This is a genomic window from Clostridium sp. C2-6-12 (assembly GCF_009928485.1).
In the GTDB taxonomy this organism is placed as follows: Bacteria; Bacillota; Clostridia; order Clostridiales; family Clostridiaceae; genus Clostridium.
In genome coordinates this window covers 58670-77167 of the sequence record NZ_JAABNP010000014.1, presented here as the reverse complement: position 1 = coordinate 77167, position 18498 = coordinate 58670, and the positions used below count along the sequence as shown (strand labels likewise).

The window sequence follows — 18498 nt, the reverse complement described above, 5'->3', positions numbered from 1 at the left end:
TTTCATTTATTATATTTAAAGCATTTCTATAAATGCAGCCATTCTTGTATTTAATTGACCTATATCATTTGTAGAAAAATCAGTTTCAACACTCATATAAGGTTTATTCTTATCATTATTTACAAATCTTTTTATTGATAAAGTTTCCACATTATATGTATGACAAGCCGTTAATATTACATCAACAACAGCATCCACCTTATATTCATCCATCATTTTATTAAGTAATTTAATTCTATTAGGGTTAGGACTCATACACGAACATCCAATTGATAAATATTTACGTGAAAGTGCATCATAAACATCTGGATTTTCTTCATCTACTAATTCATCAACAGCTTTTGCAACACTGCAATTTTCAAAAGCAACTACATATGCACCATTATCTTCGATTGCCTTTATAACTTTTTCAGCAGCACCGCCAATAGGACATCCTGTAATTAATATACGTGGTTTGGCTTCATATTTCTTTTCTACTTCGTATTCAGAATTAATCTTTTCAATAAGTTCATCCATTTGTTTGGGGATTTCTTCTTTATCAAAGCTAAAGGTTGTCCCATTTATAACTTTAAATATGTCTTGCCCAAGCATTGCAACAGGTTCCTTCTTACCAAGTTCATAAAATTTCTTTAAGGCTCTACGTTCATTATTTTTTACTTTGATAGCCTTTCTTATATGATCTTCGCTTATTTCTACACCAAACATTTCTTCTAAAGTTGCTTTTAATTTGATAATTTCCTCTTTCCATAATTTAAGTCCCCCTTCACTTTGGGAATTTGGAAGCTCCATAACATGTACAGGTTTATAATCTGAAAGATACTCATACATTTTCTTTTTTCCATCACACGTTGTTTCACCAACAATTAAATCAGAAAAGAAAAAGAAAGGACATTTATCAGTTTTAGCAAAACCATAACTTGATTTAATTAATGGGCATAAATTACGTGGAAGATCTTGTTCTGCATCAGCAATTGTTTCATCAGATGTAGCACAAAGAGAAACTGTTGCAGCTCCCATAGCTAATGCTATCTCTTGAGGGAAATAGGTACAAAAAACTCCTATTAGTGGTATATCCTTATCTTTAAGCTCTTTGGCTTTAATAAAGGCATTTCTTCTGCCTTCAGCAAATTCATCAAATATCTCTGGTAAATTCTTTTGTAATTCCATACTTTTCTCCTTACATCTTTGTATAAATCTATTTATTTTCTCATGTTATTTAAATATAAAATAGCCTCCAAAACACCACCACCAATAGAACGCGCCTTATCTGAAACAGTAAAACAATGATCCTTTTCGCATCTTGGATCTATATCTCCACTTTTCATTCCTTTGAATACCTTAATTCCCTCTTGAAGCATTCCTCTAACTATTCCATCTATTTCAGCGTATATTGGAGCTTCATCTACATAAGCAACTATATCCCCTTTTCTCACATAATCCCCTATTTTTGATACAGGTGAAATTATTCCATCGCAAGTTGCCCTTATTAGTCTCTCAGTTGTATAACCTCCAATAGCTCCTGGTACACCTGTATTAGGTATTGCTCCTCCACTATATATTGCCTTTCCTAAGTAATGACCTCTTTTGGTTTCAATAACACAGTGACAGTCAACTCCTGCAGTAAATCCTGGGCCAAGGGCAATTACAATTTCAGCATCATTAATTTTAGTACCTAAATTTCTCTTAGCTATTATTGCATCAACTACTACATCAGGTTTAATTTGCTCAATAATTTCAGCTTTTTTATCTACTATTACTGGAATATTACCTTCTTCTATGGTCTTATATATATCCTGTTTTCCTTGAACCAACACGGCTTTAATTCCTTCTACTTCTATTTCTTTATCATATACAGCTTGGGAAAAAGCTACTGTTCTCCTAACTGTAGTTGGCTCTGAAATTTCTGTCATTACTATATTAAAACCACATTTTTTTAATCTGTGAGCAACTCCTGTTGCTAAATCTCCTGCACCTTTTATTAATATTATCATATGTAAACTCCTTAACATAATTGGTATTCATTATTAATCTGAATTTTTCTTATTTTTATATAGCACATATTAGACTTTAAGACTTAAAAGTTGTTAGTACCAATCCCTCTCCACCTAATCTAGAAATTTCATGAAAGATTTTTTTTCCTATCTCAAGTCTTTCCTCGTTATCTACTTTATTTACAATAACCTTATAATCACAATTTACATTTTTTCTTTGACCTTTATGGCTTAATAATATTTTAGCAACATCACTTTCATTTATAATATGCTCTTCCATTGTTTCTAAAAACTCTGACACTATATTAGGTCTATGGCAAGTTTCTTTAATTGTCTTTCCTATTGCATCAATTCCACATACTCCAACAACCATGTTGCTTCCCTTGAGTATTACAGGTTCATGCTCTGCTGGCATTTTTAACGGTAATCTTCTTGAACCATCAGCTTCAACAAGCACAAAATCAGCTAAATCTATTAAAGTTTCAGCTATCTCCTCAGGTAATCCCATTATTTTAATTTTATTTCTTTCCATATTATAAGATGTACTTTCTGCTTTCAATTCATTAGATTGAACTTTTACCTTTTCTTCATGATCTACCATTCCAGCTGTAATCATATTTTCACTATGTAATAACCTTATAATATCCTCTCTTTTTCCTGTAAGTATTACTTTATTTTCAGGCATAAACATACGAGTAGTAGTTGTTACTATTACCTTCTTCCCTTCTCTGCTTAATTCTTTTCCTAATTCATATATTAAGCTGGTTTTGCCTCCCCCTCCAACAAAGGAAATTATATGCTTTTTATTAGTATCTATTTTTAATGCATCTATAATTAATTGTCTTTCTTTTACTTCTCCATTACAAAACTCAAAAATTTTCATACATCACCTATCAATTTATAATAAAACTTGCCGCTCTCATCCTTCTTAAATTTACAGTATTATAATTAATATAATATATCCATTGGTATTAAAACTCCATTAAATTTTTATTTAGGCAATTTATTGTTTTATAGTAAATTTTAGATCATTTAAAATTACATTACCTATAACCTACTCCATTAAGATCTTATCTCCTAATATATTTCGCAGCTTATTTTTAAATTTCAATTGAACTTTTTCTTTATCTGTATATTCAATAACTAACTCTTAAATATAAGCTAAATTAATTGTATATAAACTTTATGTATTAGTCAAAGACTGTTAAATAATATGAATTGAAGAATAATTAATGATGAAAAATAAACGTTCCAGCTGGATATTCATTTTTCACCATTTTGAATTTGTTAAGTTTTAACAACTCAAAGTTTCATACTTCATTTGTATGTGGAATTAATTCTTATAGCACTAGTTATCTAATCAAGCTTTAATTATAAATATTGATATAAATTAACACCTAGATTTTCACATGGCTAAATATAAATAATGAAGTAGTCTAGTAACATTCATATTATAACTGCATATTCTATTAATCATACATGTTTAGTAGATTTTAAAATATATATTTATTAAGCTTTGAATTTATTGTGAGCTCATTCCCATAATCAACAGCAAATATCGGACAACTATGAATTATCACAATTATAAGTTTAGGAGGCGATCTTTATGAATTTTTATTCCAAATCAGTACATGCAGGTACTTTATAGGTAAGGAGTGATATTAATGAATTATATTAATGATATTAGAGATTTAATTGGAAATACGCCATTGCTAAAGCTCAACCACATATCACCAAATAATAATGTAAATATCTTTGCTAAGCTGGAATACTTAAATCCGGGCGGGAGTATTAAAGATAGAATAGGAATGGAAATTATAAATGCTGCTGAAAAACAAGGTCTTTTAAAGCCTGGTTATACAATTATAGAAGCAAGTGCTGGTAATACTGGTATTGGTCTTGCCATGGCTGCTTTGGAAAAAGGATATCATTTAATAATTGTCATTCCGGAAAAATTTTCTATTGAAAAACAAATTTTGATGAAAGCTCTTGGGGCAGAACTCATAATAACTCCCGCTTCAGAAGGAATTGAAGGTGCAGTAGCAAAAGCCAATGCATTAGCAAAACAAATTCCAAACTCATTTGTTCCAAAGCAATTTGATAACCCTGCTAATGTAACTGCAAATATAAAGACTGGTAAAGAAATTTATGATGCATTAGATGGTAAAATTGATATTTTAGTTGCTGGGGCTGGTTCTGGTGGAACAATTGTTGGAATTGCGTCATATCTCAAAGAAAAAAATCCTGATATAAAAATAGTTTTAAGTGATCCAATGGGTTCCATATTAGGTGGTGGTGAAGAAGGTACTTACAAGGTAGAAGGTATCGGAAATCACTTCATTCCTAGTATTTTTGATATAAATTATATAGATGAAGTTGAAAAGATACCTGATGATGAATCTATGTATTTTGTACGTCTTTTATCACAAAAAGAAGGCATTTTAGCTGGTTCATCCTCTGGTGCTGCTGTAGCTGGTGCTATACGTCAGGCATATAAAACAAAAATAAAAAGTAACATTGTTGTTATTTTACCAGATAGGAGTGATAGATATTTTAGTCAAAACTTATATGATTTTTCTATAAAGTTATCTGATTTTCGTTTTAATGCTCTATTTGATGATTGGGCAGATAACTATGATGAAACTGTGTATAATAAAAACGGGGAGTATGAAGAGGTTTTTAAAAATTATACAGAAATATTAGATGAAACTGTTATGCATATTTCAAAATCTAAAGATGCTAAAATCCTTGATATTGGTGCAGGTACTGGAAATTTAACCTTAGCTGTATCAAAGGCTGGTTATAATGTTATAGGTATTGAGCCAAATGCTAAGATGCGTAATATTGCTTTAAAAAAAGCACCCTTAATACCCTTCCTGCCAGGAACATTTTTATCCTTACCTATTGATGATAATAGTATTGATGCTATTATTAGCAGTTATGCCTTTCACCATCTTACAGACTCTGAAAAAGAAGAGTCAATTAAGTTACTAAAAAGCAAACTCAAGAAGAATGGAACTATAATAATAACAGATACCATGTATGATTCTATTGAAAGTAGAGAATCTATAATAAAAGATAGCTATAGTAAGAACTTCCTAGCTCTAGCTCATGATCTTGAGACAGAATTTTATTCAACTTGTAAATTCTTAAAAAAATTATTTGAAGCTGAAGGTTTCATTGTAACCTTCCAACAAATGAATAAATTTGTTTGGATACTAACTGCTAAATTAATTTAAATTGTAACATGCATATAATGAAAAATATACGTCCATCTGAACCTTCTGTTATTAAAATATTTTCATCTAAAAATCTTTGAGCACTACGTCAAACGGGCTGTAAAATCTACTTTTATAGAAATTTAATTTTGATGAATAAAATTTTATGGGACATATATATTTAAGTAAAGTTTTAATAACTGCAAAAGGAGCTGTTGCAATTGCACAGCTCCTAAATTTAATACTCCATATATATGTCACAGAATTTTTAAGGCTATGGTTATACTTTAAAATTATTAACCATTCCAACCAGCTTATTGGTACTTACACTAACTTCCTTAATTAATTCAACAACATTTCCTGAACTTTCAGATATTGTATTCATATTTTCTGCAATATTATTGGTTCCATCAGCCAAATCACTATTTGAATCATTTATTTGCTTTACTGCATCAACAACTCTAATCATAGCCTCTAGCGTCTTATTAGATTTATTGCTAAATTCTGTTGTCATATCATAAACCATGGATGCATCCTCACTATACTGCTCACCAGTTTTAACAATCATCTCATAATCATTTATTACATCCACATTAATAAATTTAATCATATCTTGAGAAGTAGAAACCAAATTTTCTACTATTCCCATAACAACATTACTAATATTACTTATTTCTGATACAGTATTTTTAGAATCTTCTGCAAGTTTTCTAATTTCTTCTGCTACAACTGAAAAGCCTTTTCCTGCTTCTCCTGCTCTTTGTGCCTCTATTGATGCATTTAATGCTAATAAATTTGTTTGAGATGCAATTTCTAAAATAGCTTCTGATAAAACCTTTATCTTTTCTACTTCTTTAGATTTTTCAATAGCTTCTAACAACTTACTTTGAGTTTGTGAATTAATCTTCTTGGCATTTTCCATAGAATAAACTGCTTTATTTTTAAGTTCGTTAGCTCTATTTTTAATTAGCTTAGAGTTTTCAGCTTCTTTTTTTGCTTTTTCTGCAATTCCTTTTATATCTAAGTTAATTAAAGACGTAGTATTACTCATCTCTTCTGTTGACGCAGCAGTTTCTTCCATACCACTTGATAATTCTTCCGTTGTAGCATAAACTCCTTCAATTAATTCAGATAACTTATCTATATTTTCATTAGTCTTTTCAACTTTATTTTCAACATTTCTTGATTCATTAATAACAACATGGATAATCTGCCTAAAAGCATCCTGCATTAGATTAAAGCTTTTTGCCATTTCACCAATTTCGTCATTGCTATAAAAATCTATTCTTTGAGTCAAATCTCCGCCATTATTAGACATTTCATTAAGTTTTGAGAGTATTGTAGTTATTGGTGTAACAATATTTTTAGAAATATATCTCCAAGTTAAAACAAATATTATTACTAAGGCTAAAACAGATATTCCTATTAAAATTATTGTATTTCTTATATCATTTTCAATACTATTTATAGAAGTTTCAATATTTTTTGAAGCTACTTCATTAAATTTATCAACTTCCTCATTAATCTTTTCTGCAGTAGAATCAAATTCATCCATAGATAAATTTCCTTTTTCAGGACCACCATCTATGTAAGCTTGTGCCATTTTCTTTCCTGTTTCATAATAAGGCTTAAAACTTTTTTGTATGTTATCTAATTCACTTGCACTTTCTGGATTTTTTTCTTTAAGCTCACCCAAAACACGCTCTACACCCTTAGCAAAATTTTCTGCTTCATCGAATCCATCATCAAATCCTTTTGCTCCTCTTGTTGCACTTATGTCTGTAAGCCATTGCTGAACCTGTACAACATCTAATTTTAGTTCATCAGCTTTAGTGCTTGTATAAAAGTACTTATTATTCATCTCCCGTACTTTTTTTAAATTAGTACTTGTAGAGTTAAATTGCATTATCATAAATACTAAAAAAAACAAGCTAAGTGATATTAATGGTAACAATATTTTTAGCTTTATACCTTTTATCATGATACAACATTCCCTTCTTTAATCATATATCAAAGTAAATTTTATATAAAAAAACAGCTTACTTTGTAAGATAAACTTTCAAATCTGAAATGAAGTTTATTATTGTAAGCCACTTATTATTTGATTTTAGTTAATTTTTACTTATTAAGTATAATTATACTGTCGCCTAATTTTCATGTCAACATCGTGCTTATATTATAAATTTTACTAACAAAATTTTAACAATATTATATATTGCTTAATATCAAAGAAATAAAATTCCCATATAATTCAGATTGTTTATTCTCTGATTTATAATAATATAAACCTAGTTAATTTAGCAGAAAACTCGTTAAATTGATAAACAGCAAGTAATTTTGATTTTTCAAAACCACTTGCTGAAACTAAATTTATTTTATATTATTAATAGTTACTTAAAACAGACTTTAATTCATTTTACTTACTAGAATCTTTCTCAAACTTAATTTTTCCTGGACAAACTGCATCTGCATCCCCATGCCATCCACATTTTGGACAGTTAAAGCACTTGCCACTATTCTTTCCTTCCTTGGCGTCATTTGCCCAATTAGGATTTATAAGAAAATTTCTACCAATATCAACAATATCAATACCTGTTTCCTCTAATATTTCTTCTGCAGTTTCAATTGAATGTATTTTATCAACTCCAAATACCGGAATAGAAACTTCTTTTTTAATTTGTTCTGCTGCATAAACAGCCGCAGAGAACTTGTACCCTTCACTTACTTGTATTTCCAATTCACTTAAAAATCCATATGAAATATCAAGAAAATCAATTCCATTTTCCTCTAAAATCTTAGCATGGTTTATTCCATCTTCTATTGTAGGTTCAAAGCCACCTAAACGAATTCCAATTATAAATTCCTTTGAAGTTATTTTTCTAATTCCTTCTAAAATTTCTAATACAAATTTTTCGCGATTTATCCCATATTCATCATTTCTCACATTTACTTTTTTATTAAAAAACTGACATATTAAGTAGCTATGACAGCCATGAAGTTCAATCCCATCATACCCCGCTTCATAAGCTCTTCTTCCAGCTTCAATAAAATCCTTTTGTATAGTTTTTATATCTTCTATAGTCATTTCTGTTCCAATAGTATCTCTAAACTTATATGGACTAGGACATAATGGATTTTCTGATACTCCAACAACTCCTGCATGATGAATTTGTATAAATAGCTTACAGTCTTCTCCATGAACTGCATCTACTATTTTTTTAAGGCCTTCAATTTGTCCATCTTCCCATATTCCAAGCTGTGTTCTTGATAATTTTCCCTCTTTACTAACACATGTAGCTTCTTGAATTATTAGCCCAGCTCCACCTTTTGCTAATGCTCTATAACGCTCTATGTTTTCTTCTGCCACATATCCATCTTCTGTGTATCCAACAACCATTGGAGGTACACAAATACGATTCTTAATTTTCATTCCCTTAATTTTAAATTCTGTAAATAACTTTTCCAAACTCTCCACACTCCCATTACTTTTTTAATCTGAATATACAGATTTAATTAATCTGTAATTACCGATAAATAAAATCGTTAAATACAGATTAACACAATTAAAGTTTCATTACAAGATAAAAATTTTAAAGAGCAATAAATAAAAGTTCAGCAAATTAGGCTAATTTATTTATTACTCTTTTCTTACTTTTCTAATTCAATTTTAATCCATTTAGATATTTCTTTTATGGTTTTTTCATTTCTTCTATAATATGTATATTGACCAATGTTTCTTGACTCTACAAGTTCTGCCTCTTCTAATATAGATAAAAATCCTGATATAGTAGACTGACTGAGCCCTGCTGTCTTTCTTATTGATCCTACACATACACCACCTTGAAAATCGTCCATTACAGATAAATGTATCTGTGGAGCAAAATTCTTTTGTGGATCTTTCAACCATAATAATATATTCAATCTAGTTTCATTTCCTAGTGCTTTAAAAATCTTTACTGCATCCATTTTTTATCCTTTCTTTCGTAAATAATTCTATATTTTATAACTTAATTAATATTATCATATGGTTTTTAATAAATGCAATATACTATTTTATTAGAGGAAAAATAGGTTTTGTAATCACTTTAAATCTTTTAATATGCTTCTATATGAATCCTGCAAAGCAGCAAACTGACCTCCAATATAAAAGCCTGAATCGTATAAGTTCACATGCTGTACTTTAATAAGAGCAGGAATAGTAACCTTATTATATTGGAATGCAATTTCTAGCATATCATTAATTTTAAAATTTATCTCAGATAAAAATCCTATACCATCCATAGAAAGATCTATTCCTTGAACTTCTATATTTGCTTTTTTCATATTTATACTTTCTATCTTAAATTTATTATTATATTTATATCTACCATTTATTCTACGTTCTTTTTTAAATACAAGCTCTTTTTTATTTACATTACTATATCCTTTCATCGTTTATTCCTTCCTTACCCATATATTAATTCCATCTATAATATCTCCTAAGAATATTATAATCTAAAATCAAAAAAGTTTCTCATAAAAATTGCTTTTCTAAAAAACTAACAATTTTATTAATTAATTACTAGTTTTCTAACCAATCAAGCCATAATAAAAACTTGCTAAATATTCACTTAAAGGTTTAAAATACCATAGTCATATCTATTGAACTATAACTATAAATGTGCTATTATTACTTTAAAGAAAGATATAAATTCTTTTTTAATGAATCTAACTTCTGAAATATGCGCTAAGCTCTTATTTTGAACCTACATATTAATTGAGGGAGTTCAATATTTAGATGAGAAAATGTACTTTCATATGATGTCCATATATAATATGACATTGAAAGGGATTGAGTCATCTGTGCGAGCACCCACCTATCTGGGGATAGGTGGCAAAATTGGAGTACCGGTATTTTTGATCTGATTTTTAAATTTAATTTAAACGTTTAAGTCACTGCTTAATTATATTAAGCAGTGACTTTTTGTTATAAAAAAGTTATTAAACTAATTTTAAATTATAAAATTCTATAAATTCCTATAAAACATAAAACACTCTATAATAATGACTTTTCTCACCTCGTCATAATTACAGAGTGTTTCTTTATTTTATGATAATTCAAAAGCTCCTGTATACAATTGATAATACTTACCTTTTTCTGCAATTAAATCATCATGATTTCCTCTTTCAATTATTCTACCTTGTTCAAGTACCATAATTACATCAGAATTTTTAATTGTTGAAAGTCTATGAGCAATTACAAAAACTGTTCTGCCCTTCATTAGCTTATCCATACCATCTTGTACAATTTTTTCTGTTCTTGTATCAATACTTGAAGTAGCTTCATCAAGTATTAAAACAGGTGGATCTGCAATTGCTGCTCTTGCTATTGTTAATAATTGTCTTTGACCTTGTGAAAGGCTTCCTCCATCTCCAGTTAATACTGTATCATATCCCTTTGGAAGATGTTTTATGAATTGATCTGCATTTGCTAGTTTCGCTGCTGCACGTACTTCTTCATCTGTAGCATCCAGTTTACCATATCTAATGTTATCTGCAACTGTTCCTGTGAAAAGATGTGCATCTTGAAGTACAATTCCAAGAGATCTTCTTAAATCATCTTTCTTGATTTTATTTATGTTTACGCCATCATATCTAATCTTACCATCTTGTATGTCATAAAATCTATTTATCAAGTTTGTAATTGTAGTTTTACCAGCACCTGTAGCCCCAACAAAGGCAATCTTTTGTCCTGGTTTTGCATAAAGTTTTATGTTATGAAGTATGATCTTTTCATCATTATAACCAAAATCTACATCATCAAATACTACTTCACCATTAAGCTTAGTGTATGTAGTTGTACCATCTTCATGTGGATGCTTCCATGCCCAAATTCCAGTACGTTTTTTAGCCTCGGTTAAGTTTTCATTTTCATCTTCAGTTGCATTAACTAAAGTTACATAACCTTCATCCATTTCTTTCTTTTCATCAAGAAGTGTGAAAATACGTTCAGCTCCAGCTAATGCCATTATTACGAAATTAAATTGTTGTGACATCTGATTTACTGTTTGACTGAAGGTTCTTGTTAATTGTAGAAAGGTTGCAAGAGCTCCTAAAGTAAATGCTCCAAAACCACTTATGGCTAAAATAGAACCAACAATTGCAACTGAAACGTAATTAATATATCCTATGTTCCCCATAATAGGCATTAAGACATTAGCATATTTATTTGCATTATTTGCACTATTGAAAAGTTCATCATTTAACTTATCAAAGTTAATTTTTGCTTCTTCTTCATGACAAAATACTTTAACAACTTTTTGTCCTTCCATCATTTCTTCTATATACCCATTAACTAAACCTAAATCTTTTTGTTGAAGTCCAAAGTATTTTCCACTTTTAGCACCAATAGTTTTAGTAACTTTAAACATTAATAATATAATTAATGCTTCGACTATAATTAGTGGTAAGCTCAAACGAATCATAGCAATAAGTACACCAATTACTGTTATAACTGCTGATAATAGTTGAGGTATACCTTGGCTGATCATTTGTCTTAAAGCATCAGTATCATTTGTGTAAAGGCTCATTGTATCTCCATGAGCATGTGTATCAAAGAATTTAACTGGTAATGTCTCCATATGTGAAAACATATCATCTCTTATCCTTTTTAGAGAACCTTGAGAAATGTACATCATCATACGGCTATATGCATATGTTGCTATAACACCAACATAATAAACAAATGCCATCATTGCCATCATTTCAAGTAATGGTCCAAAATCAGGAGAACTTTGCCCTAATAATGGTGCTATATACTTATCTATTAAGTCTTTTATAAAGGTTGTTCCATAAACATTAGCAAGCGAACTTATAATTATCATCATTATTACCATACTAAATAGAAGTTTGTATTCCTTCAGTATGTATATCAGCAATCTTTTTAAAGTCTTTAAAGAATTTTTACTCATTTTAGCTCGACCGTGTCCACCACGTCCACCTGGTCCACGAACTGCCTTTGGCTTAGCATTATTTTGACTCATTATTATCAGCTCCCTTCACCTGAGATTCATAAACTTCACGATATATCTCATTATTTTTCAATAAGTCCTCGTGAGATCCAAAGCCATCTATTTTACCATCATTTAATACTATAATTCTATCTGCATCTTCTACTGAAGAAATACGCTGTGCAATTATAATCTTTGTAGTATCTGGAATTGTTTCTTTAAATGCCTTTCTAATTAAAGCATCAGTCTTAGTATCTACTGCACTTGTTGAATCATCCAAAATTAATATTTTAGGTTTCTTAAGAAGGGCTCTTGCTATACATAACCTTTGCTTTTGTCCTCCTGATACATTACTTCCACCTTGCTCAATGTAAGTATCATATTTATTTGGTAAATTTTCTATAAATTCTTCAGCCTGAGCTTGTCTACACGCTTCAATTATTTCTTCATCAGATGCATCTTTCTTTCCCCATCTTAAATTTTCTTTTATAGTTCCAGAAAATAATACATTCTTTTGTAATACCATTGAAACTTCATCTCTAAGAGTTTCAATATTATACTTTTTAACTTCAATTCCACCAACTTCAACAGTTCCACTTGTTGTATCGTATAATCTTGGAATAAGTTGAACTAATGTAGATTTTGCACTACCCGTTCCTCCAATAATTCCTATAGTTTCACCTGAATTAATTTTTATATTTACATCTTCTAAAACACACTTATCTTTATCATTGCTATATGAGAAGCTTACATTATTAAATGTGATAGCTCCATCTTTTACTTCATATATTGGATTTTCTGGATTAGTCAAATCACTTTTTTCATCTAATACTTGAATAATTCTTTCTGCAGATGATTTTGACATAATTACCATTACAAAAACAAAAGATATCATCATAAGACTTATCATTATATTAGTCGTATAAGCAAACATACTCATAAGCTCGCCAGTTGTCATTGAACTACCAACTATCATCTTTGCTCCAAGCCAAGAAAGAAGTAAAATACAAGTATAAACTGCAAACTGCATAGCTGGTCCATTAATTATTATTAATTTTTCAGCTCTTATAAAAAAGTTATATAAAGTTTCTGAAGCTTTATAAAACTTGTTTGTTTCATGCTCTTCTCTTACATACGCCTTTACAGTTCTAATAGCAGTTAAATTTTCTTGTACACTAGCATTTAAATCATCATATTTCTTAAAAACTTCCAAAAAATATGGATGTGCTTTTGTCATTACAAAATATAATACCAATCCTAAGAAAATTATTGCTCCTAAAAATACCAAAGCCAATCTTGAATTAATATAAAAGCTCATTGACATTGCAAAAATAAGCATAAATGGTGCTCTTACAAACATTCTTATTAACATTTGAAAAGCATTTTGAACATTGGTTACATCTGTTGTAAGTCTTGTTATAAGTCCTGCTGTAGAATACTTATCTATATTCGAAAAAGCAAAATCTTGTATATTGTAATACATTCCTTTTCGTAAATTTCTAGCAAAACCAGTTGAAGCACTAGCTGCAAATTTTCCTGATAAAACACCACATGCAAGAGACATAAAAGATGCACCTAGCATTATAGCTCCAAAGCTATATACATATTTCATATTTCCTTTATTTACTCCATTATCAATTATTGATGCCATTAATACAGGAATAATTGTTTCCATTATTGCTTCTAGTGCAACAAATAATGGTGTTAACATTGTGTCTCTTTTAAATTCAGCTATATAACCAGCTAATTTTTTTATCATAATAATCCTCCTTTTGTTAGGTTTCTAACTAATATTTTTTCAAAAAAAATTTGCCCTAATCAGCAATTTTATTGGATAATCTATCAATTAATGAAACTAATTGATCAAACTCTTCATCGCTTAATTCGTCCCTCAAGGATTTATCAAGCTCTAAAATATGGTCATGAACATTTCTTTGAATTTCTTTACCTTTTTCAGTAAGAACTAACTTCTTTAATCTTGCATCTTTGGAAACACTCACTCTTTCTAAGATACCCTTCTTCTCCATTAATTGAAGTACACTTGTCACAGAAGAACGTCTAACATCAAGCTCTTCTTCTATGTCTTTTTGGAATATATCTCTTTTCTCAGAATTATGGCTAATAAAACCAAGTATCCTGCCTTGAACACCTGTTATACCATATTTTGCAGTTTCATTATCCAGTTTCCTACGAATTTTTGCAGATAAAATAATTATTTTTTTCCCAATATGTATTCTTTTATCCATACTTCACGCTCCTGTATAATTTGTTAGACTTCTAACATTTTTTTATTATAGGCTAAATTAAAATTCATGTCAATATGCAATAAAGTAAATTATTTAAACCTAAATTATTTTTAAATATATTAAAGAATATCAAAACATTTGTAGCTTTACTATCCTACTTAGCTTAATTTTCAGAAGTCAAATTATATTATTCAATCTATATTTTCCCTAAATCAATATAAAATATGGTAAAATATATTAATAAGGAGTGAGCATATGACATTAAAAAAACAAACCTACAATATATCCAAAATAATTTTAGTATCTATACTTTTGAATATAATACAAGTAGTTTTTGTCTCATTATTTATTTATTTCAAAAATAATAATCCATATATGATTGAAGGAAATTTTATTATTTATGCTATTGCAATAAGTACAGGCGTTAATAGTATTATTACAGGAATAATATTTTATAGCCTTTTATTTAAGAAAGGCAGCAGCAACTTAATAGATACTATAAATTATCTTGAAAACTTCAATAAAACACTTCGTAGCCAGAGACATGATTATTTAAATCACATTCAAGTTATTTATTCCTTAATGGAACTTGAAGAATTTGATGAGGCAAGAAAATATATTGAACCTGTTTACAAGGATATTGTTAGAGTCAGCAAGGCATTAAAAACTTCTAAGCCAGCTGTAAATGCTCTACTTCAAGCGAAATTGCAAATGGCAGAAAATAATAACATTGAAATGGAACTTGAAATTAAAAGTGATTTAAAATCACTAAATATGGAACCATGGGAATTTTGCAGGGTGATTGGAAATATAATAGACAATGGTATCTTTGCTTTAAAAGAAAAACCTAATGATAGATATATGCTTGTAGAATTTGCAGAAAACTTAGAAAATATAAGAATCAACATCTCAAATAATGGAGATATTATACCTAAAGAAATTATGAATAATATATTCAAAGAAGGTTTTACTACTAAAGATAAACAGGGTGAAGGTCTAGGTCTTGTTATAGTTAAAGATATTGTTGAAAAATTTAATGGTTCAATTTCGGTTATTTCAAACGAAAAAAGAACTTCCTTTGAAATTGTTCTTCCCAAATAAAATAAGCTTATGGTCTATATCTTTTAATTAGTTATATTACAATCTTTATAAATGACATTTCAAATTCAAAAATGTATATTTCAGAAGTTTTATATTACTAAACTTTATTAGAAAGATTATTATACTTATATAGATTGAAAGGAGGAGCAAAACATGAGCGTATTATTACCAGATATAACATTAGTAACAGTTTTACTTTTAATTATAGGCTTTGGGTTAATATTATTAGAAATGCATATTCCAGGCTTTGGTGTTCCTGGAGTAGTTGGAGCTATATGTTTAGTATTAGCTGTATTGCTCACAGCACAGAATTTTTCACAGGCTCTGATTATGGCTTTAGCAATACTTGCTGCACTGGGAGCAATGTTTGGAGTAGTTCTAACATGCTTTACAAAGGGAAAATTTTTCAAACCACTAATTCTTTCTGATGAACAAAAAAAGGAACATGGATATATCAGCTCATCAGATTTAGATTATTTACTAGGGAAAAAAGGGGTAGCCCTTAATGATTTAAGACCATCTGGTTCAGTAGATATTGATGGTGTAAAATTTGATGTAATATCAGAAGGTGAATATATCCCTAAAGGAACTGAAGTAGAGATCTTCAAAGTTAGCGGAGTAAAATTATTAGTAAAAAAGATTTAAAATAATATTTAAAGGAGAGATTATTAATGAATGCAGATTTATTTATGATTAAAATTATTATAGTTATAGCAGTTGTATCTTTAATTGCCGTATTTTTAACGTTTGTACCAATAGGATTATGGGTATCCTCTTTAGCAGCTAATGTTAAAGTAAGTATATTTAATTTAATTGGTATGAGACTTAGACGTGTTGTACCTTCAAAAATAGTAATTCCACTTATCAAATCAACAAAAGCTGGTATGGGATTAACTGTTAACCAATTAGAAGCTCACTATTTAGCTGGTGGTAATGTTGATAATGTTGTTAATGCATTAATTGCTGCTCACAGAGCTGATATAGATTTACAATTTGAAAAAGCTGCTGCTATAGACCTGGCAGGAAGAGATGTTTTAGAAGCTGTTAAAATGAGTGTTAACCCAAGAGTAATTGAAACTCCAAATGTTTCAGCTGTTGCTAAAGATGGTATAGAACTTTTAGTAAAAGCTAGGGTTACAGTTAGAGCAAATCTTGAAAGATTAGTTGGTGGTGCTGGAGAAGCTACTATTTTAGCCAGAGTTGGTGAAGGTATAGTTACAACAGTTGGTTCTTCTACTAGTCATAAAATAGTTTTAGAAAATCCAGATGCTATTTCAAAAACTGTATTAAATAAAGGTTTAGATGCAGGTACTGCCTTTGAAATTCTATCTATAGATATTGCTGACGTAGATGTAGGAAGAAATATAGGTGCTCAACTTCAAACACTTCAAGCTGAAGCTGATAAAAATATTGCTCAAGCTAAAGCTGAAGAAAGAAGAGCTATGGCTGTAGCTAAAGAGCAAGAAATGAGAGCTTCTGTTGTTGAAGCTGAAGCTGAAGTACCAAGAGCTATGGCTTATGCCCTTAGAGAAGGTAAGCTTGGAATAATGGATTACTATGATATGCAAAATGTTATCGCAGACACAAGCATGAGAAGTTCAATATCAAATGCAGGAAACAAACCAAAATCCACTACTTCTGATAAAGAAAATAAAAACAAAAAATAATTCTCCTTGAAATTAGATTCTAAAGGAAATTCCTTCATTATCATTTATGCCTAAAGAAAGGAGTGGATAATTATGAAATTTAACGATGCTTTTAATATATTAAAAACTATTGAAAAAGCTGTAAATGATCCTAACTTCATAGCAGATAGCCTAAAAAAAAGCCAGCTTTTCAGCTTCCCAAATAATAGCAGCTTAAATAATGCCACAGGCAATAATATCTATGCTGAGTCTGTAAATGCCAATAACCAAGTTACTCAAAGTGCTTCTGCTAACAATAATACAACTTATGAAAATAATAATTATGAAAATGCTGATTATTACAATAAAACTAAGACAGCCTTTTCTAACGAACAAGGCTTGTTAGATTCTATTACTCAAGATCTTACTTCTGTAAGATTACAGCAAGCTATTATCCTTTCAGAAATAGTTGGCAAACCAAAAAGTAAAACCAGAAAGAGAAGAAGATATTAATTTTAGGAGACTTTACTATGAATATAAAAGTGCTTATAGTTGACGATGAAAAAGGAATGAGAACCATAATCAAAAAAATCTTAGAGAAATCTGGCGGCTTTGAAGTTGTTGGAGATACAGACAATGGTGAAGAAGCTATAGGCATATTTAAAGAACATCGCCCTCAGGTGGTGTTCTTTGATGTAGAAATGCCTGGTTCTAATGGAATAGATTGTGCTAAGGTATTAACAGATATAGACCCAAAAACAATAATCATTTTTGCAACAGCTCATTCAGAGTATATGTCAGAAGCCTTTCAATTATATGCTTTTGATTATTTAATAAAACCCTTTAAGGTTGAAAGAGTAATGCAAACTTTATATAGAATAAAAACTCTAAATAAACCTAGTTATAGCGATGGTATAGATAAAATAATCAAACATGAAAAAGGACTAGATAAGCTTATGATAAAAAATAAGGATGGCATAAGCTTTGTTGACACTAAAGAAATTGTTTTGATTCAAAGAGAAGAAAGTTCTACTGTTATTTACACAAAAACAGACAATTTTACCACTTCTATTTCTCTATCTGATATAGAGGAAAAATTAGATCCTTCTCAATTTTTTAGGAGTCATAAATCATATATTATAAATTTATCCTTAATCACAAAAATATATCCATATGGTCGCTGGACTTATGTGGTGAAATTAAAAAATACTGATAAAGATGCTTTGCTTACTCATGAAAAATATGAAGAAATAAAAAGACTTTTTAGTTTATAACCCAAAATATATTTCACTTGATATTTTATTTTTCTAAAAATATATAATCAATTT

The 18498-nt window shown here is 29.4% G+C and carries 16 protein-coding genes and 1 pseudogene; 7 read left to right on the top strand and 10 right to left on the bottom strand.

The window, feature by feature from the left end; genetic code table 11:
- Positions 1-15 precede the first annotated feature (15 nt).
- The 3 genes from GXK56_RS13305 to yqeC all read right to left on the bottom strand — a co-directional run bounded on the left by GXK56_RS13305 (position 16) and on the right by yqeC (position 2874).
- Positions 16-1167, bottom strand: a complete 1152-nt coding sequence (locus tag GXK56_RS13305) for a double-cubane-cluster-containing anaerobic reductase (protein ID WP_160688134.1) — start codon at positions 1165-1167, stop codon at positions 16-18.
- A 32-nt stretch (positions 1168-1199) separates the two neighbouring features.
- Complete coding sequence (gene yqeB / locus GXK56_RS13300; RefSeq protein WP_160688132.1) at positions 1200-1991, bottom strand: selenium-dependent molybdenum cofactor biosynthesis protein YqeB; 792 nt, start codon at positions 1989-1991, stop codon at positions 1200-1202.
- Positions 1992-2067: 76 nt separating this feature from the next.
- The gene (yqeC, locus tag GXK56_RS13295; protein ID WP_160688130.1) at positions 2068-2874 is read right to left on the bottom strand and encodes a selenium cofactor biosynthesis protein YqeC; all 807 of its coding nucleotides are present in this window, start codon (positions 2872-2874) and stop codon (positions 2068-2070) included.
- Positions 2875-3655: 781 nt separating this feature from the next.
- On the opposite strand from yqeC, the pseudogene GXK56_RS28745 reads away from it, so the two are divergent.
- Together GXK56_RS28745 and GXK56_RS28740 are read left to right on the top strand one after the other, a co-directional pair.
- Positions 3656-4561, top strand: a pseudogene (locus tag GXK56_RS28745) (cysteine synthase family protein); the annotation flags it as partial.
- 75 nt (positions 4562-4636) lie between these two features.
- On the top strand, positions 4637-5230 hold the full coding sequence (locus GXK56_RS28740) for a class I SAM-dependent methyltransferase (RefSeq protein ID WP_347707955.1): 594 nt from the start codon (positions 4637-4639) through the stop codon (positions 5228-5230).
- Between the two features lie 259 nt (positions 5231-5489).
- Here GXK56_RS28740 and GXK56_RS13285 read toward each other — a convergent pair whose 3' ends face one another.
- The 7 genes from GXK56_RS13285 to GXK56_RS13255 form a co-directional block, all read right to left on the bottom strand.
- Positions 5490-7190 carry a methyl-accepting chemotaxis protein gene (locus tag GXK56_RS13285; RefSeq protein ID WP_160688126.1) on the bottom strand — a complete coding sequence of 567 codons (1701 nt, stop codon included), beginning with the start codon at positions 7188-7190 and terminating at the stop codon, positions 5490-5492.
- 435 nt (positions 7191-7625) lie between these two features.
- The gene (locus GXK56_RS13280) at positions 7626-8675 is read right to left on the bottom strand and encodes an NADH:flavin oxidoreductase (RefSeq protein WP_160688124.1); all 1050 of its coding nucleotides are present in this window, start codon (positions 8673-8675) and stop codon (positions 7626-7628) included.
- A 182-nt stretch (positions 8676-8857) separates the two neighbouring features.
- Entirely contained in the window at positions 8858-9175 is a 318-nt protein-coding gene (locus tag GXK56_RS13275) for a metalloregulator ArsR/SmtB family transcription factor (protein WP_160688122.1), read from the bottom strand.
- 114 nt (positions 9176-9289) lie between these two features.
- Entirely contained in the window at positions 9290-9640 is a 351-nt protein-coding gene (locus GXK56_RS13270; RefSeq protein WP_160688120.1) for a PilZ domain-containing protein, read from the bottom strand.
- Between the two features lie 656 nt (positions 9641-10296).
- A complete protein-coding gene (locus tag GXK56_RS13265; RefSeq protein ID WP_160688118.1) occupies positions 10297-12231 on the bottom strand; it encodes an ABC transporter ATP-binding protein in 1935 nt (644 codons plus the stop codon).
- On the bottom strand, positions 12218-13957 hold the full coding sequence (locus GXK56_RS13260; protein ID WP_160688116.1) for an ABC transporter ATP-binding protein: 1740 nt from the start codon (positions 13955-13957) through the stop codon (positions 12218-12220). The genes GXK56_RS13265 and GXK56_RS13260 overlap by 14 nt, the downstream gene beginning before the upstream one ends.
- Positions 13958-14012: 55 nt before the next feature.
- Positions 14013-14444, bottom strand: a complete 432-nt coding sequence (locus GXK56_RS13255; protein ID WP_160688114.1) for a MarR family transcriptional regulator — start codon at positions 14442-14444, stop codon at positions 14013-14015.
- Between the two features lie 255 nt (positions 14445-14699).
- Here GXK56_RS13255 and GXK56_RS13250 point away from each other — a divergent pair, with 255 nt between their 5' ends.
- The 5 genes from GXK56_RS13250 to GXK56_RS13230 all read left to right on the top strand — a co-directional run bounded on the left by GXK56_RS13250 (position 14700) and on the right by GXK56_RS13230 (position 18444).
- A complete protein-coding gene (locus GXK56_RS13250; protein WP_160688112.1) occupies positions 14700-15545 on the top strand; it encodes a Spo0B domain-containing protein in 846 nt (281 codons plus the stop codon).
- A 153-nt stretch (positions 15546-15698) separates the two neighbouring features.
- Positions 15699-16190: an NfeD family protein gene (locus tag GXK56_RS13245; RefSeq protein ID WP_160688110.1), complete on the top strand. Its 492-nt coding sequence runs from the start codon at positions 15699-15701 to the stop codon at positions 16188-16190.
- A gap of 26 nt (positions 16191-16216) precedes the next feature.
- On the top strand, positions 16217-17212 hold the full coding sequence (gene floA, locus GXK56_RS13240) for a flotillin-like protein FloA (RefSeq protein WP_160688089.1): 996 nt from the start codon (positions 16217-16219) through the stop codon (positions 17210-17212).
- A 72-nt stretch (positions 17213-17284) separates the two neighbouring features.
- Positions 17285-17683 carry a hypothetical protein gene (locus GXK56_RS13235; RefSeq protein ID WP_160688087.1) on the top strand — a complete coding sequence of 133 codons (399 nt, stop codon included), beginning with the start codon at positions 17285-17287 and terminating at the stop codon, positions 17681-17683.
- Positions 17684-17700: 17 nt separating this feature from the next.
- On the top strand, positions 17701-18444 hold the full coding sequence (locus tag GXK56_RS13230) for a LytTR family DNA-binding domain-containing protein (RefSeq protein ID WP_160688084.1): 744 nt from the start codon (positions 17701-17703) through the stop codon (positions 18442-18444).
- Positions 18445-18498 lie beyond the last annotated feature (54 nt).